At 68.9% G+C, this 16,532-nt stretch carries 18 protein-coding genes; 12 read left to right on the plus strand and 6 right to left on the minus strand.

Annotated features, from left to right (window positions below; translation table 11 throughout):
- The first annotated feature begins 22 nt into the window (after nt 1-22).
- Together AB4Z46_RS30120 and AB4Z46_RS30125 are read left to right on the plus strand one after the other, a co-directional pair.
- The gene (locus AB4Z46_RS30120; protein WP_442287230.1) at nt 23-721 is read left to right on the plus strand and encodes a phosphatase PAP2 family protein; all 699 of its coding nucleotides are present in this window, start codon (nt 23-25) and stop codon (nt 719-721) included.
- A 67-nt stretch (nt 722-788) separates the two neighbouring features.
- Nucleotides 789-2,606 (plus strand): phosphoethanolamine transferase, encoded by a 1,818-nt coding sequence (locus tag AB4Z46_RS30125; protein ID WP_442287231.1) that lies wholly within the window; start codon nt 789-791, stop codon nt 2,604-2,606.
- On the opposite strand, the gene AB4Z46_RS30130 is transcribed toward AB4Z46_RS30125, so the two are convergent.
- From AB4Z46_RS30130 to AB4Z46_RS30140, 3 genes are read right to left on the minus strand one after another with little or no spacing between them, the layout of a single operon-like run.
- Entirely contained in the window at nt 2,557-3,135 is a 579-nt protein-coding gene (locus AB4Z46_RS30130; RefSeq protein WP_442287232.1) for a peroxidase-related enzyme, read from the minus strand. The genes AB4Z46_RS30125 and AB4Z46_RS30130 overlap by 50 nt on opposite strands.
- Nucleotides 3,136-3,175: 40 nt before the next feature.
- On the minus strand, nt 3,176-3,934 hold the full coding sequence (eutC, locus tag AB4Z46_RS30135; RefSeq protein WP_442287233.1) for an ethanolamine ammonia-lyase subunit EutC: 759 nt from the start codon (nt 3,932-3,934) through the stop codon (nt 3,176-3,178).
- Nucleotides 3,931-5,325, minus strand: a complete 1,395-nt coding sequence (locus AB4Z46_RS30140) for an ethanolamine ammonia-lyase subunit EutB (protein WP_442287234.1) — start codon at nt 5,323-5,325, stop codon at nt 3,931-3,933. Before AB4Z46_RS30140 ends, eutC begins: the two co-directional genes overlap by 4 nt.
- Nucleotides 5,326-5,435: 110 nt before the next feature.
- Between AB4Z46_RS30140 and AB4Z46_RS30145 the strand changes: the two genes are divergently transcribed.
- Nucleotides 5,436-5,843, plus strand: a complete 408-nt coding sequence (locus AB4Z46_RS30145; protein ID WP_442287235.1) for an FKBP-type peptidyl-prolyl cis-trans isomerase — start codon at nt 5,436-5,438, stop codon at nt 5,841-5,843.
- Between the two features lie 113 nt (nt 5,844-5,956).
- Here AB4Z46_RS30145 and AB4Z46_RS30150 read toward each other — a convergent pair whose 3' ends face one another.
- Nucleotides 5,957-7,552, minus strand: a complete 1,596-nt coding sequence (locus tag AB4Z46_RS30150; protein ID WP_442287236.1) for a glucan biosynthesis protein — start codon at nt 7,550-7,552, stop codon at nt 5,957-5,959.
- Between the two features lie 178 nt (nt 7,553-7,730).
- On the opposite strand from AB4Z46_RS30150, the gene ada reads away from it, so the two are divergent.
- The 3 genes from ada to alkB are packed head-to-tail and all read left to right on the plus strand — an operon-like array spanning nt 7,731 to nt 10,162.
- The gene (gene ada / locus AB4Z46_RS30155; protein ID WP_442287237.1) at nt 7,731-8,813 is read left to right on the plus strand and encodes a bifunctional DNA-binding transcriptional regulator/O6-methylguanine-DNA methyltransferase Ada; all 1,083 of its coding nucleotides are present in this window, start codon (nt 7,731-7,733) and stop codon (nt 8,811-8,813) included.
- A complete protein-coding gene (locus AB4Z46_RS30160; RefSeq protein ID WP_442287238.1) occupies nt 8,810-9,514 on the plus strand; it encodes a 2OG-Fe(II) oxygenase in 705 nt (234 codons plus the stop codon). Before ada ends, AB4Z46_RS30160 begins: the two co-directional genes overlap by 4 nt.
- 3 nt (nt 9,515-9,517) lie before the next feature.
- The gene (gene alkB / locus AB4Z46_RS30165) at nt 9,518-10,162 is read left to right on the plus strand and encodes a DNA oxidative demethylase AlkB (protein ID WP_442287239.1); all 645 of its coding nucleotides are present in this window, start codon (nt 9,518-9,520) and stop codon (nt 10,160-10,162) included.
- On the opposite strand, the gene AB4Z46_RS30170 is transcribed toward alkB, so the two are convergent.
- Nucleotides 10,134-11,213: an MBL fold metallo-hydrolase gene (locus tag AB4Z46_RS30170; RefSeq protein WP_442287240.1), complete on the minus strand. Its 1,080-nt coding sequence runs from the start codon at nt 11,211-11,213 to the stop codon at nt 10,134-10,136. The two genes, alkB and AB4Z46_RS30170, sit on opposite strands and share 29 nt — an antisense overlap.
- A gap of 16 nt (nt 11,214-11,229) precedes the next feature.
- Nucleotides 11,230-11,817 carry a LuxR C-terminal-related transcriptional regulator gene (locus tag AB4Z46_RS30175; RefSeq protein ID WP_442287241.1) on the minus strand — a complete coding sequence of 196 codons (588 nt, stop codon included), beginning with the start codon at nt 11,815-11,817 and terminating at the stop codon, nt 11,230-11,232.
- 72 nt (nt 11,818-11,889) lie between these two features.
- Between AB4Z46_RS30175 and AB4Z46_RS30180 the strand changes: the two genes are divergently transcribed.
- The 6 genes from AB4Z46_RS30180 (at nt 11,890) to AB4Z46_RS30205 (ending at nt 16,274) form a co-directional block, all read left to right on the plus strand.
- On the plus strand, nt 11,890-12,696 hold the full coding sequence (locus AB4Z46_RS30180) for a CoA transferase subunit A (protein ID WP_442287242.1): 807 nt from the start codon (nt 11,890-11,892) through the stop codon (nt 12,694-12,696).
- 1 nt (nt 12,697) lies between these two features.
- Nucleotides 12,698-13,336 (plus strand): CoA transferase subunit B, encoded by a 639-nt coding sequence (locus AB4Z46_RS30185; RefSeq protein ID WP_442287243.1) that lies wholly within the window; start codon nt 12,698-12,700, stop codon nt 13,334-13,336.
- Nucleotides 13,337-13,411: 75 nt separating this feature from the next.
- On the plus strand, nt 13,412-14,812 hold the full coding sequence (locus AB4Z46_RS30190) for a CoA transferase (RefSeq protein WP_442287244.1): 1,401 nt from the start codon (nt 13,412-13,414) through the stop codon (nt 14,810-14,812).
- A 61-nt stretch (nt 14,813-14,873) separates the two neighbouring features.
- Nucleotides 14,874-15,104, plus strand: a complete 231-nt coding sequence (locus AB4Z46_RS30195; protein ID WP_442287245.1) for an AbrB/MazE/SpoVT family DNA-binding domain-containing protein — start codon at nt 14,874-14,876, stop codon at nt 15,102-15,104.
- Entirely contained in the window at nt 15,094-15,525 is a 432-nt protein-coding gene (locus tag AB4Z46_RS30200; protein ID WP_442287246.1) for a PIN domain-containing protein, read from the plus strand. The genes AB4Z46_RS30195 and AB4Z46_RS30200 overlap by 11 nt, the downstream gene beginning before the upstream one ends.
- Before the next feature lie 35 nt (nt 15,526-15,560).
- Complete coding sequence (locus AB4Z46_RS30205) at nt 15,561-16,274, plus strand: YebC/PmpR family DNA-binding transcriptional regulator (RefSeq protein ID WP_442287247.1); 714 nt, start codon at nt 15,561-15,563, stop codon at nt 16,272-16,274.
- The last annotated feature ends 258 nt before the right edge of the window (nt 16,275-16,532 follow it).

Consider the following 16,532-nt stretch of genomic DNA (forward strand, 5'->3'; position numbering starts at 1 on the left):
GCGCAACCTAGGCTCGCGCCGGATGATCCGCTTCGCTGCCGCCCGTCCGCTCGCCCTGACCCTGTTCGCCTTGGCCCTGCTGCTCCTGTGGGATGCGAGCGGCCTCGACCTGGCGCTGGCGAGGCTGGCGGGCACTCCGATGGGCTTTCCGTGGCGCGACCACTGGTTCCTGGTCAAGGTGATGCACGAAGGCGCGAGGTCCCTGAGCTGGGTGCTGGTGATCGCGCTGTTCGCCGCCATCCGGTGGCCTTTCGGCGTGCTGCGCCGATTGAGTCCCGGCGAAAGAACGCAACTTGCAGCGACGGCGCTCCTGTCCGTCCTGCTCATCTCGCTCATCAAATACACGAGCAACACCAGTTGCCCCTGGGAACTGCAGACCTTCGGCGGCGTGGCACGGCATGTGTCGCACTGGGCGTGGCGCACGAGCGACGGCGGATCGGGCCACTGCTTTCCCGCCGGCCATGCCTCGGCCGCCTTCGCGTACCTGGGCGGGTACTTCGTGTTTCGGCGTTCATCGCCTGCCACGGCGCGTGCCTGGCTCGTCTGCACGCTGATTGCCGGGTTGGCGCTCGGCCTGTCGCAGCAGCTTCGCGGCGCCCACTACATGAGCCATACGCTGTGGACCGCCTGGCTGTGCTGGGTGGCCGCCTTTGCGACCGATGCGCTGGTGCATTCCGTCTCCGCACGCCGCGCCGCCCGGCGTGCCGTCCCGACCGCTTAGGCGAAAGTGAACGATTCCTGACCAGTTCATTCAGGGTGTCTTAAGTCCTGCTGCCTAGTCTTGCCGGATGCTTGGTTCCCCTACGCAATCCGTCTACCTTTCTCGCGACCACGCCACTGCAGGCTCCCCCACCCCCAGGCCTTCCGGGGCCCCCGCCGCAACGCCCTGGCGGGCCCTCGATGACTGGTTCGCGCGCCCCCGGTCGGCGCGCCGGGTCATCGTCGGCCTGAGTCTCTATCTCGCCATCGTGGCCAACCTGCCGTTGTGGGCCGAACTCGCCCGCATCGGCGGCGCTCCGAGCGTCTATCTGACGTCGATCGCAGCGATGGCGCTGCTCACGGTGTGCGGCACCGTGGCACTGCTGTCGTTCACGGCCTGGTCGCGCGGGATGAAACCGATCTGGTTCGGCATTGTGGTGCTGGCCGCCGTGGTTCAGCACTACATGCTGAGCTATCGCGTGGTCATGGACCCCAGCATGCTGGCCAACGCGGTGCAGACCGATGCCAACGAGGTGCGCGACCTGCTGAGCTGGCGGCTGGCGTTCCAGGTGTGCCTGATCTGCGCGCTGCCGGCCTGGGCGCTGTGGCGCGTGCGCGTGGAGCGGCGGCCGGTTCTTTCGCAGGCCTGGCGCAATGCCGTGCTGCTGCTCGCGGTGGCGGCCATCGCCGCCGGCGGTGCGCTGGCGATGAACCGGCAGCTGGCGCCGCTGATGCGCAACAACGTTCACCTGCGCTACATGATGAATCCGCTGGCCAGCCTCTACTCGGCGGCCGCGGTCACGGTCAGGCCGATGTTCCAGCACAGCCGCAAACTGATCCCGGTGACCGGGGGCACCGCGCTGGGCGCCAGCTACGCGGCACAGGCGAAGCCGCCGTTGTTCGTTCTGGTGGTGGGCGAAACGGCGCGCGCGGACCATTTCGGGCTCAACGGCTATGCGCGCGACACCACGCCGGAACTCGCGGCGCGGCAGGTGCTGAGCTACCGCGACGTGCACTCCTGCGGCACCAACACGCTGGCATCCGTGCCCTGCATGTTCTCGCCGCTGGGCAAGCAGGCCTTCGAGGCCCGCAAGGACGACCACGAGAACCTGATGGATGTGCTGCAGGCGTCCGGCCTGGCCGTGTTCTGGCTCGACAACCAGGCCGGCGGTTGCAAGGGCGTGTGTGACCGCATCCCCCATGCGTCTGCTTTCGATCACCTGGACGAAGGCGTCAAGAGCGCGCTGTGCGACGGCGACGAATGCCTCGACGACGTGATGCTCAAGGGCCTGGACGAACGTCTGGCCGCGCTGCCGGCCGAGCGACGCGCCAGGGGCGTGGTGCTCGTGATGCACCAGATGGGCAGCCACGGTCCCTCCTACTTCAAGCGTTCTTCGCCCGATGCGAAGCGCTTCCTGCCCGAGTGCAAGAGCAATGCGCTGGCCGAATGCAGCCACTCCGAATTGCTGAACGGCTACGACAACTCGATCGCCTACACCGACCGTTTCCTCGGCAAGACCATCGACTGGCTCAAGAGCCAGTCCGGGCAGTTCGATCCTGCGCTGCTCTACCTGAGCGACCACGGCGAATCGCTGGGCGAGTACGGCCTGTTCCTGCACGGCGTGCCTTATGGCTTCGCCCCCGAGGTGCAGAAGCACGTGCCGATGGTGACCTGGTTCAGCGAGGGGATGAAGGCACGGCGCCAGCTGTCGAGCGCCTGCATGGCGTCGGGCCTGGACACGCCGCTCACGCACGACAACCTCTATCACACGGTGCTGGGCGTGATGGACGTGGCGACGCCCACCTACCAGCCCGCGCTCGACGCCCTGGCGGCCTGCCGCGGGCGCGACGCGGTCGCTACTTCTTCTCGCGCGGCAGCCGTCCCATCAGGTAGAACTCCGGGTTAGGCTGCATGCCGCTGAAGCTCGCCAATCGGTTCGAGAGGCCGAAGAAGGCGGTGATGGCGGCGATGTCCCAGATGTCCTCGTCGTCGAAGCCGTGGGCATGCAGCGGCGCGAAGTCGCGCTCGTCGATCTCGTGCGATCGCTCGCAGACCTTCATCGCGAACTCGAGCATTGCACGCTGGCGCGGCGTGATGTCGGCGCGGCGCCAGTTGACGGCCACCTGGTCGGCCACCAACGGCTTCTTTTCGTAGATGCGCAGCAGTGCGCCGTGCGCCACCACGCAATAGAGGCACTGGTTCACCGCGCTGGTGGCGGTGACGATCATCTCGCGGTCGCCCTTCGTGAGCGAGCCTTCTTCCTTCAGCATCAGGGCGTCGTGGTAGGCGAAGAAGGCTCGCCACTCGGCCGGCCGGCGTGCGAGGCCGAGGAACACGTTGGGCACGAAGCCGGCCTTTTCCTGCACCTCGAGCACCGCGGCGCGGATGTCGTCGGGCAGGTCCTTGAGTTCGGCCAGCGGGTAGCGATCGGTCATGAAGTCTCCTTGTTCCCTTGTTTCTCGGGCATCGGCCCGATCATAGGGAATGGGGAAGATGGAGTTCGCTGTCGTCCTTCAATTCGACCCCCGTCAAGCCGCGGCGCAGCGCCTCGCGCAGCAGCCATCCGAGCCTGAAGGCGGCCGTCGCGTAGGCGAGCCCTTCGGGGCGCACGTTCGAGATGCAGTTGCGCTCGGCGTCGTGGCGGCCGCGCCGCGGCGCATGGGTGATGTAGATCCCCAGGCTGTCGGGCGAACTCAGGCCCGGGCGCTCGCCGATCAGCATGATCGACAGCCGCGCACCGAAGGCCTCGCCGACTTCGTCCGCCAGGGCGACGCGCGCCTGCGTGGCGATCACCACCGGCGCCAGCGACAGGTCGGTGGGCAATTGTTCTCGCAGCGCCGCCAGCAGCGGCACGGCATGGCGGGCCACCGCCAGCGAGGACAGGCCGTCGCCGATGACGATGCACAGGTCGGCGGGCGGGCCCGCATCGGCACGCAGCCGCTGCGCGTCTTCGGCATCGAGTTGCCGGCCCAGGTCGGGGCGGCGCAGATAGGCGGTGCGATCGGGCGCTCGGCTGCGCACCTGCGCGACCTGCCAGCCGCCGTCGCGCAGTGCGGACTCGAGCGCCGGGACATCGAGCGCCGCATGGATCGCATCGCGCGCCATCGCATGCGCCCAGCCGAAGCGCAGCACCTCGTCGGTCGGCATGCCCGTGCCGGCGCGGCCGAGCGCCAGTCGCGCCGGCGTGGCGCTGCGCCAGTCGACCCAGGGGCTGGAGGTGACGATGTCCTTCATCGGGTCAATGCCGCCAGGGCACCCATGTCCGCCAGCAGGCGGTTGGCCGCCGGCGGATGCAGCCGGCCCGCAGCGTCGCTGATCTGCATGCGCTGCAGCCAGGCCTCGAACTCGGGCGCACGCTTCAGGCCCAGCGTCTCGCGCAGGAACAGCGCGTCGTGGAAGGAGGTGCTCTGGTAGTTGAGCATCACGTCGTCGGCGCCGGGCACGCCCATGATGAAGTTGACGCCGGCGGTGCCGAGCAGCACCAGCAGCGTGTCCATGTCGTCCTGGTCGGCCTCGGCGTGGTTGGTGTAGCAGATGTCGCAGCCGATCGGCAGGCCCAAGAGCTTGCCGCAGAAGTGGTCCTCGAGGCCGGCGCGGATGATCTGCTTGCCGTCATAGAGGTACTCGGGCCCGATGAAGCCGACCACGGTGTTGATCAGGAGCGGCTGGTAGCGCCGCGCGAGCGCATAGGCGCGGGCCTCGCAGGTCTGCTGGTCGACACCGAAGTTGGCGTCGGCCGACAGCGCGCTGCCCTGGCCGGTCTCGAAGTACATCAGGTTGCGGCCCACCGTGCCGCGGTTCAGCGACTGCGCCGCGGCGTGGGCCTCGTCGAGCAGCTCGGGCGTGACGCCGAAGGAGCGGTTGGTCTTCTCGCTGCCGCCGATGGACTGGAACACCAGGTCGATCGGCGCCCCCGAATCGGCCAGCTTCAGCGTGTTGGTGACATGGGTCAGCACGCAGCTCTGCGTCGGGATCTCGAAGCGCTGGATCACCTCGTCGAGCAGGCGCAGCAGTTCGCCCAGCACCGGCATGCTGTCGGACGCCGGATTGAGCCCGATCACGGCGTCGCCCGCGCCCATCAGCAGGCCATCGAGCGTGGAGGCCGCGACGCCGCGCAGGTCGTCGGTCGGGTGGTTGGGCTGCAGCCGCACCGAGAGGTGGCCCGGCAGGCCGATGGTGTCCCGGAAGCGCGTGACCACGCTGCACCTGCGCGCGACCGCGACCAGGTCCTGGTTGCGCATCAGCTTCGAGACGGCGGCCGCCATCTCGGGCGTGAGGCCGGGCGCCAGCGCGCTCAGCGCGTCGGTGCTCGCCTGCTCGGACAGGAGCCAGTTGCGGAAGTCGCCGACCGTGAGGTGCGACACGGGCCCGAAGGCCTGCGCATCGTGGCCGTCGATGGTCAGGCGCGTGATGTTGTCCGACTCGTAGGGGATCAGTGCCTCGGTGAGGAACTGCTTCAGCGGCGTCTCGGCCAACACGTGGCGCGCCGCCATGCGCTGCTGCGCGGTGGCCGCGCCGATCCCGGCCAGGTAGTCGCCGGAGCGCGCGGGGCTGGCCATGGCCATGACCTGCTTGAGATCGTCGAATTCGAAGACTTGGGATTCGATCGTGGTGCGATAGCGCATCGTGGAGGATGGGACAGGGAAGCCGATGGCAACGGTGTGCAAGCGCAGTGCCGGGTGCGCAGCGCCGCGGCAATAATGAACCCGTTCTTCCATTCAACCAAGGGTTTGCCGTGCGATCAGTTCTTTGTGCCGCCGTCGTTTCGTTGTTCGTCCTGCCGAGCGCCTTCGCGCAATCGGCCCCGGTCACCAAGCCGAGCGGCCTGGTTTTCCAGTCGCTGACCGACGGCAAGGGCGCCTCGCCGGCCGCCACCGACGTGGTCAAGGTGCACTACCGCGGCACCTTCCTCGACGGCAAGGAGTTCGACAGCTCCTACAAGCGCGGCGAGCCGACCGAGTTCCCGCTCAATGGCGTGATTCCGTGCTGGACCGAGGGCGTGCAGCTGATGAAGCCGGGCGGCAAGGCCAAGCTCACATGCCCGCCCGCGATCGCCTACGGCACGCGCGGCGCCGGCGGCGTGATTCCCCCGAACGCCACCCTCAACTTCGAGATCGAGCTGATCTCAATCAAAGGCAAGTAAGGGCCTTCTTTCCAGGAATACCGCGGAACCGGCTTCGCCGGGCCGCTGGTATTGCCCCCGGTAGGGGGTGGGCGGGCTACACGCAGTGAGCCCAACCTGGGGGCGAGCAACAATCAGAAGGGCTGGAACTGGTAGAGCCAGGTTTCTGACAGGGTCTGGTCGCCGTTCTTCAGGAAGAGCCGCATGTCGACCGGCTCGTTGCCTTCGGCCGTGAAGTCGAACTGCGCGCGCCAATGGCCCGGCACGCCGTTCGGCACGGCTTCCGCGAAGATGTAGGAAAACTTGCCGCGCGAGGCGGTCAGCACCAGCTCGGGCTTGACGCCGAAGGGCAGCGACTCCAGCGGCTTGCCGATGAACTCGACCATGAACTTGCGCACGCCCGCCGGCCGCGGCTGGCCCGGCTGCCCGCCGCGCCCGAGGCGGGTGGCGACACAGCGCGCCAGCGGCGACGGGAAGGGCTCCTCCGCGGTCCAGTGCAGGCGGTACTTGAGCGTCACGCTCGAGCCTGCGGTGGCCGGCGCCTTGGGCACCCAGCAGGCAAGCACGTTGTCGTGGATCTCGTCGTCGGTCGGAATTTCGATCAGCTGCACCGAGCCCTCGCCCCAGGCGCCCAGCGGCTCGACCCACAGGCTGGGCCGCTTCTCGTAGTAGACGCCGTCCTGGTAGTGGTCGAAACCGCGGTCGCGCTGCAGCAGGCCGAAGCCCTTCGGGTTGTTGTCGCTGAAGGACGAGGCGCGGGTCTGGGTCGGATTGTTGAGCGGCCGCCAGATGCGCTCGCCGGCGCCGTTCCACATCGCCAGGCCGTCCGAATCGTGCACTTCGGGCCGCCAGTCGATGCCGGTGGGCTTGACGGTTTCGGAGTACCAGTACATCGAGGTCAGCGGCGCGAGCCCGAAGCGGCCGACGTCGCGGCGCAGGAAGAGGCGGCACTCGATGTCCATCAGCACGCCCTTGCCGCGCTGCAGGACGAACTTGTAGGCGCCGGTGATGCTGGGCCCCTCGAGCAGCGCATAGATCGTCATCGCATCCGAGCCCTGGGCCGGCGGCTCGAAGTAGAAGCGCGTGAAGGTCGGGAATTCCTCCGCCCGGTCGGGCATCGCGGCGTCGAGCGCGATGCCGCGCGCCGACAGGCCGTACTGGTAGAGCTCGCCGATCGCCCGAAAGTACGAAGCGCCGAGGAAGGCCGCCCAGTCGTTCTTCTGCCAGGGTAGCTTGGCCTGGTCGCCGAGGCGGCTTTCCTGCAGCCGGAAGCCCGCAAAGCCGGCGCCGTCGGGCAGCTTCTTCGCCGGGCTGTCGTCGGGCATCGTGAAGTAGGCCGGGTCGTAGAGGATTTCGCGCGCGAAGCCGTCGCCGCTCGCGCTCTCGAGCACGTACATGTGGACCGGCACCTGGAAGTAGCGCCCCAGATGGAAGAAGGTCACCGGGAAAGGGCCCGGGCCGTCGCGGAACAGCGCGTTGTCGGTGTTGAACCTGATCTTGCCGTGGGCGTCGTAGTCGATCCGCTCCAGTACGTCGGCCGGCAGCGAGGTGTCGCCGACGAAGGGCGCGGCGCCCAGCGACTTCGCCCGGGCGATCAGGCGTTCGAAGGAGAAAGGGCTCGGTTGGCTGAGCTTGAGGCCGTTGGCCGCGAGGGCTTCGGCGGGCAGTCCGAGGGCGGCGAGTGCCAGCGAGGCGCCACCGGCGGTGAGGAGTGAGCGTCGGTCGATCATGTGGCCCAAATGGTAACGAGGCGCCGGCCCGCGGCCCGTAGGCCGGGGCCTGAAACAATATTCGGTGATGCAGGCGGTGTCCTACAGCCCGAATTCGAAAGCAAGACACGGAGTGCGTCGTCTTTCGCCGTTCCCTACAGTGGACGCATCGATTCACGGCAACATCACGAGGGCGCAGATGAACATGAGCAACACCAACGAAATGCGGGCGCTCGCCACGGCGAGCGATCCGCGCTGGGCGGCCGTCGCCGCGCGCGATCCGGCAGCGGACGGCCGCTTCTTCTATTCGGTCAGGACCACCGGCGTGTACTGCCGGCCGTCCTGCGCGGCGCGGCCGGCACGGCCCGAGAACGTGGACTTCCACGCCACCGCGGCCGAGGCCGAGCGCGCCGGGTTCAGGCCCTGCATGCGCTGCAAGCCCGACCAGCCGGCCCGCGCCGAGCGCGAGGCGGCACGGATCGCCGATGTGTGCCGTTTCATCGAGAGCGCCGAGCAGGCGCCCACGCTGGACGCGCTCGCCGAGCGGGCCGGGCTCAGCAGCTCGCACCTGCACCGGCTCTTCAAGGAAGTCACGGGGCTCACGCCGAAGGCCTATGCGGCCGCGCACCGCGCGAGCCGCGTGCGCGAAGAACTGGGCCGCAGCAACACGGTGACGAGCGCGATCTACAACGCCGGCTACAACTCCAACGGGCGCTTCTACGAGAACGCCGACGGGATGCTGGGCATGACGCCCACCGCCTGGCGCGACGGCGGGGCCGACACCGAGATCCGCTTTGCCATCGGCGAGTGCGCGCTCGGCGCCATCCTGGTCGCACGGAGCGCGCGCGGTGTCTGCGCGATCGCGCTGGGGGACGATCCCGACGCCCTGGCGCGCGATCTGCAGGACCAGTTCCCGAAGGCCCGCCTGATCGGGGGCGATGCCGGCTTCGAAGCGCTGGTGGCCCAGGTGGTCGGCTTCGTCGAGGCGCCGGGCCTGGGGCTCGATCTGCCGCTGGACCTGCGCGGCACGGCCTTCCAGTTGCGCGTCTGGCAGGCGCTGCGCGAGATCCCCGTCGGGGCGACCGCCAGCTACGGCGAGATCGCCGAACGCATCGGCGCGCCGAAGGCGGTGCGCGCCGTGGCGCAGGCCTGCGGCGCGAATGCGCTGGCGGTGGCCATCCCCTGCCATCGCGTGGTGCGCAGCGACGGCAGCCTCTCGGGCTACCGCTGGGGCGTGGAGCGCAAGGGGGCGCTGCTGCGGCGGGAGGCGAATCGGGCATGAGCGCACGGGAAGTGGACAGGGTCGACTGGTCGCGCGTGGGCGGCGATCTCGACGAGCAGGGCAGCGCACTGATCCCGGGACTGCTGACGCCGGAGCAGTGCGCCGCGATGGCCGCGCTCTACGCCGAGGAAGCGCCGTTCCGCAGCCGCGTCGTGATGGAGCGGCATGGCTTCGGGCGCGGCGAGTACAAGTACTTCGGCTATCCCTTGCCGGGCTTGGTCGCGGGGCTGCGCGAAGCCGTGTATCCGCAGCTCGCGCCGATCGCCAACCGATGGAACCAGGCCATGGGCGTCGACGTGCGCTATCCGCCGCAGCACGCCGAGTTCATCGCGCGCTGCCATGCGGCCGGGCAACTGCGGCCGACGCCGTTGCTGCTGCAGTACGGGCCGCAGGACTACAACTGCCTGCACCAGGACCTCTACGGCGACCAGGTCTTTCCGCTGCAGCTGGTGGTCCTCCTGTCCGAGCCGGGCCGCGACTTCACCGGCGGAGAATTCGTCATGACCGAGCAGCGGCCGCGCATGCAGTCGAGGCCGATGGTGCTGCCGCTGCGCCAGGGTGATGCGGCGGTGATCGCGGTGCACCAGCGGCCGGTGCAGGGCACGCGCGGGGTCTACCGGGTCAACCTGCGGCATGGCGTGAGCCGCGTGCGCTCCGGCCGGCGGCATACGCTGGGCATCATCTTTCACGACGCGGCCTGAACCATGACCCTGGACCTGTTCGAACCCGATGCGCCATCGCTGGAGCCGCTGGAGCCCGGCGCGATGGTGCTGCGGCGATTCGCGTGCCGGCACGAGACGGCCCTGCTTGCCGCCGTGCAGGGCGTGATCGAGCAGGCACCGCTGCGCTTCCTGGTGACGCCGGGCGGCTTCCGGATGTCGGTGGCGATGACCAACTGCGGAGCGCTGGGCTGGGTCAGCGATCGCACGGGCTATCGCTATGACGCCATCGACCCCGACAGCGGCCGGCGGTGGCCGCGCATGCCCGATGCATTCTTGCTGCTGGCCGCCGAGGCTGCGGCCGCGGCGGGCTTCGAGGGCTTCGTGCCCGATGCCTGTCTGGTCAATCGCTACGCGCCCGGCACCCGGTTGTCGCTGCACCAGGACCGCAACGAGCGCGACTTCGGACAGCCCATCGTCTCGGTGTCGCTGGGCCTGCCCGCGGTGTTCCTGTTCGGCGGGGCGCAGCGGGACGACAAGGCGCGCCGCGTGCCGCTCGCCCACGGCGACGTGGTGGTCTGGGGCGGGCCGGCCCGATTGCGTTTCCACGGCGTGCTCCCCGTCAAGGAGGGCGAGCATCCCTTGCTCGGCGGCTGCCGGCTCAATCTGACGTTTCGGCGCGCGGGCTGATCCGGCTGCGGGGCGAGAGCCTGCGCGTCTCTCCGATCGCCGTCACAAAAAATTCTTCCTCCAGCACGCCCTGGGCGCCGCGCAGTTCCGCCAGCTTGCGCGGCGGCTCGTCCAGCGCCTCGTCGGTCAGCTGGAAGACCCCCCAGTGGATGCCGAGCGAGCGCTTGGCGCCGAGGTCGGCATGGATGCGCAGCGCTTCCTCCACGTCCACGTGCTGGTTGCGCATGAACCAGCGCGGGGCGTAGGAGCCGATCGGGATCAGCGCCAGGTCGAAGCCGCCGCCGCGTTCGGGCGTCTGCACGTCCTGGAAGTGCGCGCGGATGTCGCTGAAATCGCGCGAGTAGCCGGTGTCGCCGGTGAAGAGCAGGTGGCAGTCCGGCGCCAGCACCGCGAAACCGCCCCACAGCGTGGCCATGGCATCGCCGGGGCCGCGCGAGGACCAGTGCTGCGCGGGAACGAGCGCCACCTCGACCTCGCCCTGGGGGCCGGCCACGCGATGGCGGTCCCACCAGTCCAGCTCGACCGCCTGCGCGATGCCGCGCGCCGCCAGCCAGGGCTTGAGGCCCAGCGGCACCACGAACAGCGGCGAGCCGCCGGGCTGGCGGGCCAGCGCCGTCACCGAGGCGGCATCGAGATGGTCGTAGTGGTTGTGCGACACCAGCACCAGGTCGACATGCGGCAGCTCGGCCAGCGTGAGTCCCGGGGCCGCATGGCGCCTCGGGCCGACCAGCGGCAGCGGCGAGGCGCGCTGCGAGAACATCGGATCGGTCAGCAGCGTGAGCCCGCCCAGTTGCACCATCGCGGTGGCGTGGCCGATCCAGGTGACGGCCGGTTCCATGGCCGCGCCGGCGCGCGCGTTCGCGTTCAGCCAGGCCAGCTCGGGCGCGACCTGCGGCGTCGCGGCCAGCGGCGGCGGCGGCAGGTGCAGGCGTGCGGCTTCGCGGCGCCAGCGCAGCACCTCCGAGAGGCTCTTGGGCTGGAACTCGAGGTAGTTGTTCTGGAAGCCGCGCGGGCGGTGATGGGGCTTGTCGGGATCGTGGTACGGGTTCATCGGGTGGGTGCGGACTCTATCCGGCGATCAGTTTCTGCACCAGCTCGGCCGTGGTCGCCGCCGCGTACTTGCGCATCAGGCGGGCGCGGTGGATCTCGACCGTGCGGTGGCTGATGGCCAGCGCGCGGCCGATCTCCTTCGAGGTCAGCCCCTTCATCACCTGCGCCGCCACCTCGCGCTCGCGCGGCGTCAGGTCGGCCTTGGCCGCGCGGCGCGAGCCCAGGTCCTCGAAGACCCAGATGCCGGCCTCGTGCGGCGCCTCGCGGTTGAGCGCCTGGCCGCTCACATGGCACCAGAAGGTCTCGCCCGCGAAGGCGCCGTGCAGGCCGCCCAGCCGCTTCATCATCCGGTTGTCCGCGTAGCGGCCGCTGGCGTTCAGAATCGGCTCCATGCGCTTGCCGATGCGCTCGAATTCGGCGACGCTCGGGTACAGGACACGAAACGACTGGCCGACCAGCGCGCCGCGCGTGGCGCCGAACATTTCGCACAGGCGCGTATTGCAGTCGACGATGATGCGATGCCGCGACAGCACCATGCCCACCGGCGCCTGCTCGAAGGCGAGCCGGTAGTCGATGGCGGGGAGGGGCGCGTCGGGGGTGTCCATTACGAAATACTACGTATGCCAGTACGTAGTATCGTCTCGGCTCGGATTTCAACCATCACCCAGCGAGGAACCATGGCGAACAAGATCTATCCTTCCGCCGACGCGGCGCTCAAGGGCGTCGTGGCCGACGGCCAGACCCTCGCCGTCGGCGGCTTCGGCCTCTGCGGCATTCCCGAGGCGCTGATCGACGCGCTGCACGACTCGGGCGTCAAGAACCTGACCTGTATCTCGAACAACGCCGGCGTCGACGGCTTCGGTCTCGGCAAGCTGCTCGGCACGCGCCAGATCAAGAAGATGGTCGCCAGCTACGTGGGCGAGAACAAGGAGTTCGAGCGCCAGTACCTGGCGGGCGAACTCGAACTCGAATTCACGCCGCAGGGCACGCTGGCCGAGAAGCTGCGCGCCGGCGGCGCCGGCATCCCGGCCTTCTTCACCAAGACCGGTGTCGGCACGCAGGTGGCCGAAGGCAAGGAGCTGCGCGAGTTCGACGGCGAGACCTACGTGATGGAACGTTCGCTGGTGCCCGACGTGGCGCTGGTCAAGGCCGACGTGGCCGACAAGTCCGGCAACCTGCGCTTCCGTCTGACGGCGCGCAACTTCAACCCGGCCGCCGCGATGGCCGGCAAGATCTGCATCGTCGAGGTCGAGAAGATCGTCGAGGTCGGCGAACTCGCGCCCGACGACATCCACCTGCCGGGCATCTACGTGCACCGCATCGTGCTGAACGCCACGCCCGAGAAGCGCATCGAGAAGCGCACCGTGAGCGCCGCGGCGCCGGTCGATGCGGCCGCCGCGAAGGTCGAGGCCCAGGCCGCGATCGCGCAAGCCGCGGTCGGCAGCGACGTCCCCGCGCCCATCAAGAACAGCAAAGGAGCCTGACATGCCCTGGACCCAGGACCAGATGGCCGCACGCGCGGCGCAAGAACTCGAAGACGGCTTCTACGTCAACCTCGGCATCGGCATCCCGACGCTGGTCGCCAATTTCGTCGGCGACAAGGAAGTCTGGCTGCAGAGCGAGAACGGCATGCTCGGCATCGGCCCGTTCCCGACCGAGGACCAGGTCGACGCCGACCTGATCAACGCCGGCAAGCAGACGGTGACGACCCTGCCGGGCTCGGCCATCTTCGGCAGCCACGACAGCTTCGCGATGATCCGCGGCGGCAAGATCAACCTGTCGATCCTCGGCGCCATGCAGGTCAGCACCAAGGGCGACCTCGCCAACTGGATGATCCCCGGCAAGATGGTGAAGGGCATGGGCGGCGCGATGGACCTGGTGGCCGGCGTCAAGCGCGTGATCGTGCTGATGGAACACGTGGCCAGGAAGAAGGACGGCACCGAGGACTTCAAGATCCTCGAGCAGTGCACGCTGCCGCTGACCGGCGTGGGCGTGGTCGACCGCATCATCACCGACCTCGCGGTGATGGACGTGGTGCCCGAAGGCCTCAAGGTCGTCGAACTGGCGCCCGGCGTGAGTTTCGAGACGCTGCAGTCCAAGACCGGCGCCAAGCTGATCCAGTGACGGCCCGCGCGAGGTCGCGCGCCAAGGGCAGGGCCGTGCGAGCGCGCCCTGCCTTTTTCATTGGGAGTGCATGACATGGATGCGACCGAGGCATTGAAGGGCATCTGGCAGGCCGCGGGGCTGCCGCCCGAGGCATTGGCGTTCGCGCAGCTCGCCGGGGCCGATCCGGTGCTGCCGTCGTCTTTCGCGGTCGGCGCGGCGGCGCAGAGCAGCATCGCCGCCGCCGCGCTGGCCGCCTGCGAACTGGGCCATGCGCGGGGCGCGCCGCGCCAGCAGGTCGGCGTCAACATGCTGCATGCGGCGCTCGAGTGCACCGCCTGGTTCAGCGTCGATGGCCGGGTGCCGGACCTGTGGGATCCGTTCTCGGGTCTCTACCGCGCGGCGGACGGCTGGGTGCGGATCCACGCCAATTTCGCCCATCACCGGGACGGCGCGTTGCGGCTGCTGGGGCTGGACCCGAAGCTCGCCCAGCGCGCCGATGCGGAGGCCGCGATGCTGGCCTGGAAGTCGCTCGACTTCGAGGATGCGGCCGCTGCCAAAGGCCTGGTCGCCACGGCGCTGCGGGGCTTCGACGAATGGGATGCCACGCCCCAGGGCAGGGCGCTGCAGGCGCAACCCCTGTTCACGATCGAGCGCATCGGCGACGCGCCGCCGCTCGCGCTGCCGCCTCTCGCCGACGGCGCGCGGCCGCTGTCCGGCGTGCGCGTGCTCGATCTCACGCGCATCCTCGCCGGCCCCGTCGGCGGTCGGGCGCTCGCGGCCTACGGCGCGGACGTGATGCTGGTCAATTCGCCGCACCTGCCCAACATCGAGGCGATCGCCGACACCAGCCGCGGCAAGCTGTCGGCGCAGATCGACTTGCGGGCCGAGTCCGGGCGGGAGACGCTGGCCGGGCTGGTTGCGCAAGCGCACGTGTTCGTCCAGGGCTACCGGCCCGGCGGCATCGCGGCACTGGGGTTCGGCCCGGATGCGGCGGCTCGCATGCGGCCGGGCATCGTCTGCGTCTCGCTCTCCGCGTACGGAACGATCGGCCCCTGGGCCCAGCGCCGCGGCTTCGATTCGCTGGTGCAGACCGCGATGGGCTTCAACCGGGCCGAGGGCGAAGCGGCCGGCGACGGCAAGCCCAGGCCGTTGCCGATGCAGATCCTCGACGAGGCGACCGGCTACCTGATCGCGATGGGCGCCGCGGCCGCGCTGTGGCGCCAGCAACGCGAGGGCGGGAGCTGGCAGGTACGGGTCTCGCTGGCGCAGACCGGGCAATGGCTGCGCGGGCTGGGCCGGGTGGAGGGCGGACTCAAGATCGCGCCGCCCGACCGGACGCCGTACCTCGAGCGCTCGGCCTCGGGTTTCGGCGAACTGTGCGCGCTGCGGCACAGCGCGCAGCTGTCGCGCACGCCGGCAGGGTGGACGCGGCCCTCGGTGCCGCCGGGGAGCGACCCGCCCGTGTGGCCCCTGTCGGACGAGGAAAACCGTTGATTTGACTCGCAATGATTGCGGATATACATTTTAACTTTGTATATCCTTCATGAGGCAATTGATGCAAGTCTCGAAGTGGGGAAACAGCCTGGCCATTCGATTGCCGGCTGCCTTGGTCAAGGATCTGGATCTGGCCGATGGCGACGATGTGCAGTTGAGCGTGCGCGGTCCGCGCGAGTTCGCCTTGAGCAAAAAGCCGGCGAAGGACCAGATCCTTGCGGCGCTGCGGGAGTTCCGCGGTCGGCTGCCCTCCGATTTCAAGTTCGACCGAAACGACGCCAATGACCGCTGACCGGTTCGCGGACACCAACGTCGTGCTGTACCTCATGTCGCAGGATGCAGACAAAGCCGATCGAGCCGAAAAGGTGCTGGCACAAGGTGCGGTCGTGAGCGTCCAGGTCTTCAACGAGTTCGCGAACGTGGCCCGGCGCAAGCTGGGAATGGCGTGGAGCGACATCGAGGACTTTCTGGAGATGCTTCGCGCGCTCTGCCGCGTCGAACCGATCACAATCGCAACCCACGACCTCGGCCGGCAAGTCGCCGAGCGGTATCAGCTGTCGGTGTATGACGCCATGATCGCAGCCTCCGCCTTGCTCGCCGGTTGCGAAACGCTGTATTCGGAAGACATGCATGCCGGACTTTGCATCGACGGTCGATTGACCGTCGTGAATCCGTTCGACAGCGGGTCGCATTTGACGGCGAGCCGTCAGTAGATCGCCGCAGACCACACATCAAAGGAACATCAGACATGGGCGCGCAATGGAAAGCCAAACACAAGGATCTGGCGGCCAACGCCAAGGGCAGGCTGTTCGGCAAGCTGGCGAAGGAAATCATGATCGCCGCACGCAGCGGCGCCGACCCGGCCTCCAACGCGCGGCTGCGACTGGTCGTGGAGCAGGCGCGCAAGGTCTCGATGCCCAAGGACACCCTGGAGCGGGCCATCAAGAAAGGCGCCGGCCTCACGGGCGAGGCGGTGCATTTCGAACACGTGATCTATGAGGGCTTCGCGCCGCACCGGGTGCCCGTGATGGTCGAATGCCTGACCGACAACGTGAACCGCACGGCACCCGAGATGCGGGTGCTGTTCCGCAAGGGGCAGCTGGGCGCCTCCGGCTCGGTGGCCTGGGATTTCGACCATCTGGGCATGATCGAAGGCGAGGCGACGGTGGCGGGTGCCGATCCCGAACTGGCGGCCATCGAGGCGGGCGCCCAGGACTTCGAACGCGGTGAGGAAGACGGCACGGCGACGTTCCTGACCGACCCCGCCGATCTCGACCTGGTGAGCCGTGCGCTGCCGGCCCAAGGTTTCCAGGTCGTGTCCGCCAAGCTGGGATACAAGGCCAAGAACCCGATCGATCCTGCCAGCCTGAGCGCCGCACAACTGGAGGAGGTCGAGGCCTTCCTGGCGGCCATCGATGCGAACGACGACGTGCAGAACGTGTACGCGGGCCTGGCGGGCTAGGGCGTGTTCACGCTATTTCCAGGGATCGCGTTGCCCGGCCCAGGGGCTGTCTGCGGCGTTGCCCGCGCTTGCAAGGCGCAAGCCTTGCTGCGCACGGGCGCCTTGCATCCAGCCCCTGGGCCGGGCAACCCGAAGGGAAGGCATGCCAAGACGTGCCACTCCGCGTTGCACTCCTTGCATGTGCCAACGCACATGCGGCGTCGCGCGCCTTGATTGGCCCGTCTTGGCATGCCTTCGCGACCCTGGAAATAGGGTGAA

This window comes from Variovorax sp. M-6 (assembly GCF_052114385.1).
Lineage (GTDB): Bacteria > Pseudomonadota > Gammaproteobacteria > Burkholderiales > Burkholderiaceae_C > Variovorax.

Excerpts from the sequence above, each read along its gene's own strand:
- AB4Z46_RS30125 (WP_442287231.1), top strand. The coding sequence starts at position 789 with ATGCTTGGTTCCCCTACGCAATCCGTCTACCTTTCTCGCGACCACGCC.
- AB4Z46_RS30200 (WP_442287246.1), top strand. The coding sequence starts at position 15,094 with ATGACCGCTGACCGGTTCGCGGACACCAACGTCGTGCTGTACCTCATG.
- AB4Z46_RS30180 (WP_442287242.1), top strand. The coding sequence starts at position 11,890 with ATGGCGAACAAGATCTATCCTTCCGCCGACGCGGCGCTCAAGGGCGTC.
- AB4Z46_RS30130 (WP_442287232.1), bottom strand. The coding sequence starts at position 3,135 with ATGACCGATCGCTACCCGCTGGCCGAACTCAAGGACCTGCCCGACGAC.
- AB4Z46_RS30160 (WP_442287238.1), top strand. The coding sequence starts at position 8,810 with ATGAGCGCACGGGAAGTGGACAGGGTCGACTGGTCGCGCGTGGGCGGC.
- AB4Z46_RS30190 (WP_442287244.1), top strand. The coding sequence starts at position 13,412 with ATGGATGCGACCGAGGCATTGAAGGGCATCTGGCAGGCCGCGGGGCTG.
- AB4Z46_RS30185 (WP_442287243.1), top strand. The coding sequence starts at position 12,698 with ATGCCCTGGACCCAGGACCAGATGGCCGCACGCGCGGCGCAAGAACTC.
- ada (WP_442287237.1), top strand. The coding sequence starts at position 7,731 with ATGAACATGAGCAACACCAACGAAATGCGGGCGCTCGCCACGGCGAGC.
- AB4Z46_RS30120 (WP_442287230.1), top strand. The coding sequence starts at position 23 with ATGATCCGCTTCGCTGCCGCCCGTCCGCTCGCCCTGACCCTGTTCGCC.
- AB4Z46_RS30150 (WP_442287236.1), bottom strand. The coding sequence starts at position 7,552 with ATGATCGACCGACGCTCACTCCTCACCGCCGGTGGCGCCTCGCTGGCA.
- AB4Z46_RS30205 (WP_442287247.1), top strand. The coding sequence starts at position 15,561 with ATGGGCGCGCAATGGAAAGCCAAACACAAGGATCTGGCGGCCAACGCC.
- AB4Z46_RS30195 (WP_442287245.1), top strand. The coding sequence starts at position 14,874 with ATGCAAGTCTCGAAGTGGGGAAACAGCCTGGCCATTCGATTGCCGGCT.
- AB4Z46_RS30175 (WP_442287241.1), bottom strand. The coding sequence starts at position 11,817 with ATGGACACCCCCGACGCGCCCCTCCCCGCCATCGACTACCGGCTCGCC.
- eutC (WP_442287233.1), bottom strand. The coding sequence starts at position 3,934 with ATGAAGGACATCGTCACCTCCAGCCCCTGGGTCGACTGGCGCAGCGCC.
- AB4Z46_RS30170 (WP_442287240.1), bottom strand. The coding sequence starts at position 11,213 with ATGAACCCGTACCACGATCCCGACAAGCCCCATCACCGCCCGCGCGGC.
- AB4Z46_RS30140 (WP_442287234.1), bottom strand. The coding sequence starts at position 5,325 with ATGCGCTATCGCACCACGATCGAATCCCAAGTCTTCGAATTCGACGAT.
- alkB (WP_442287239.1), top strand. The coding sequence starts at position 9,518 with ATGACCCTGGACCTGTTCGAACCCGATGCGCCATCGCTGGAGCCGCTG.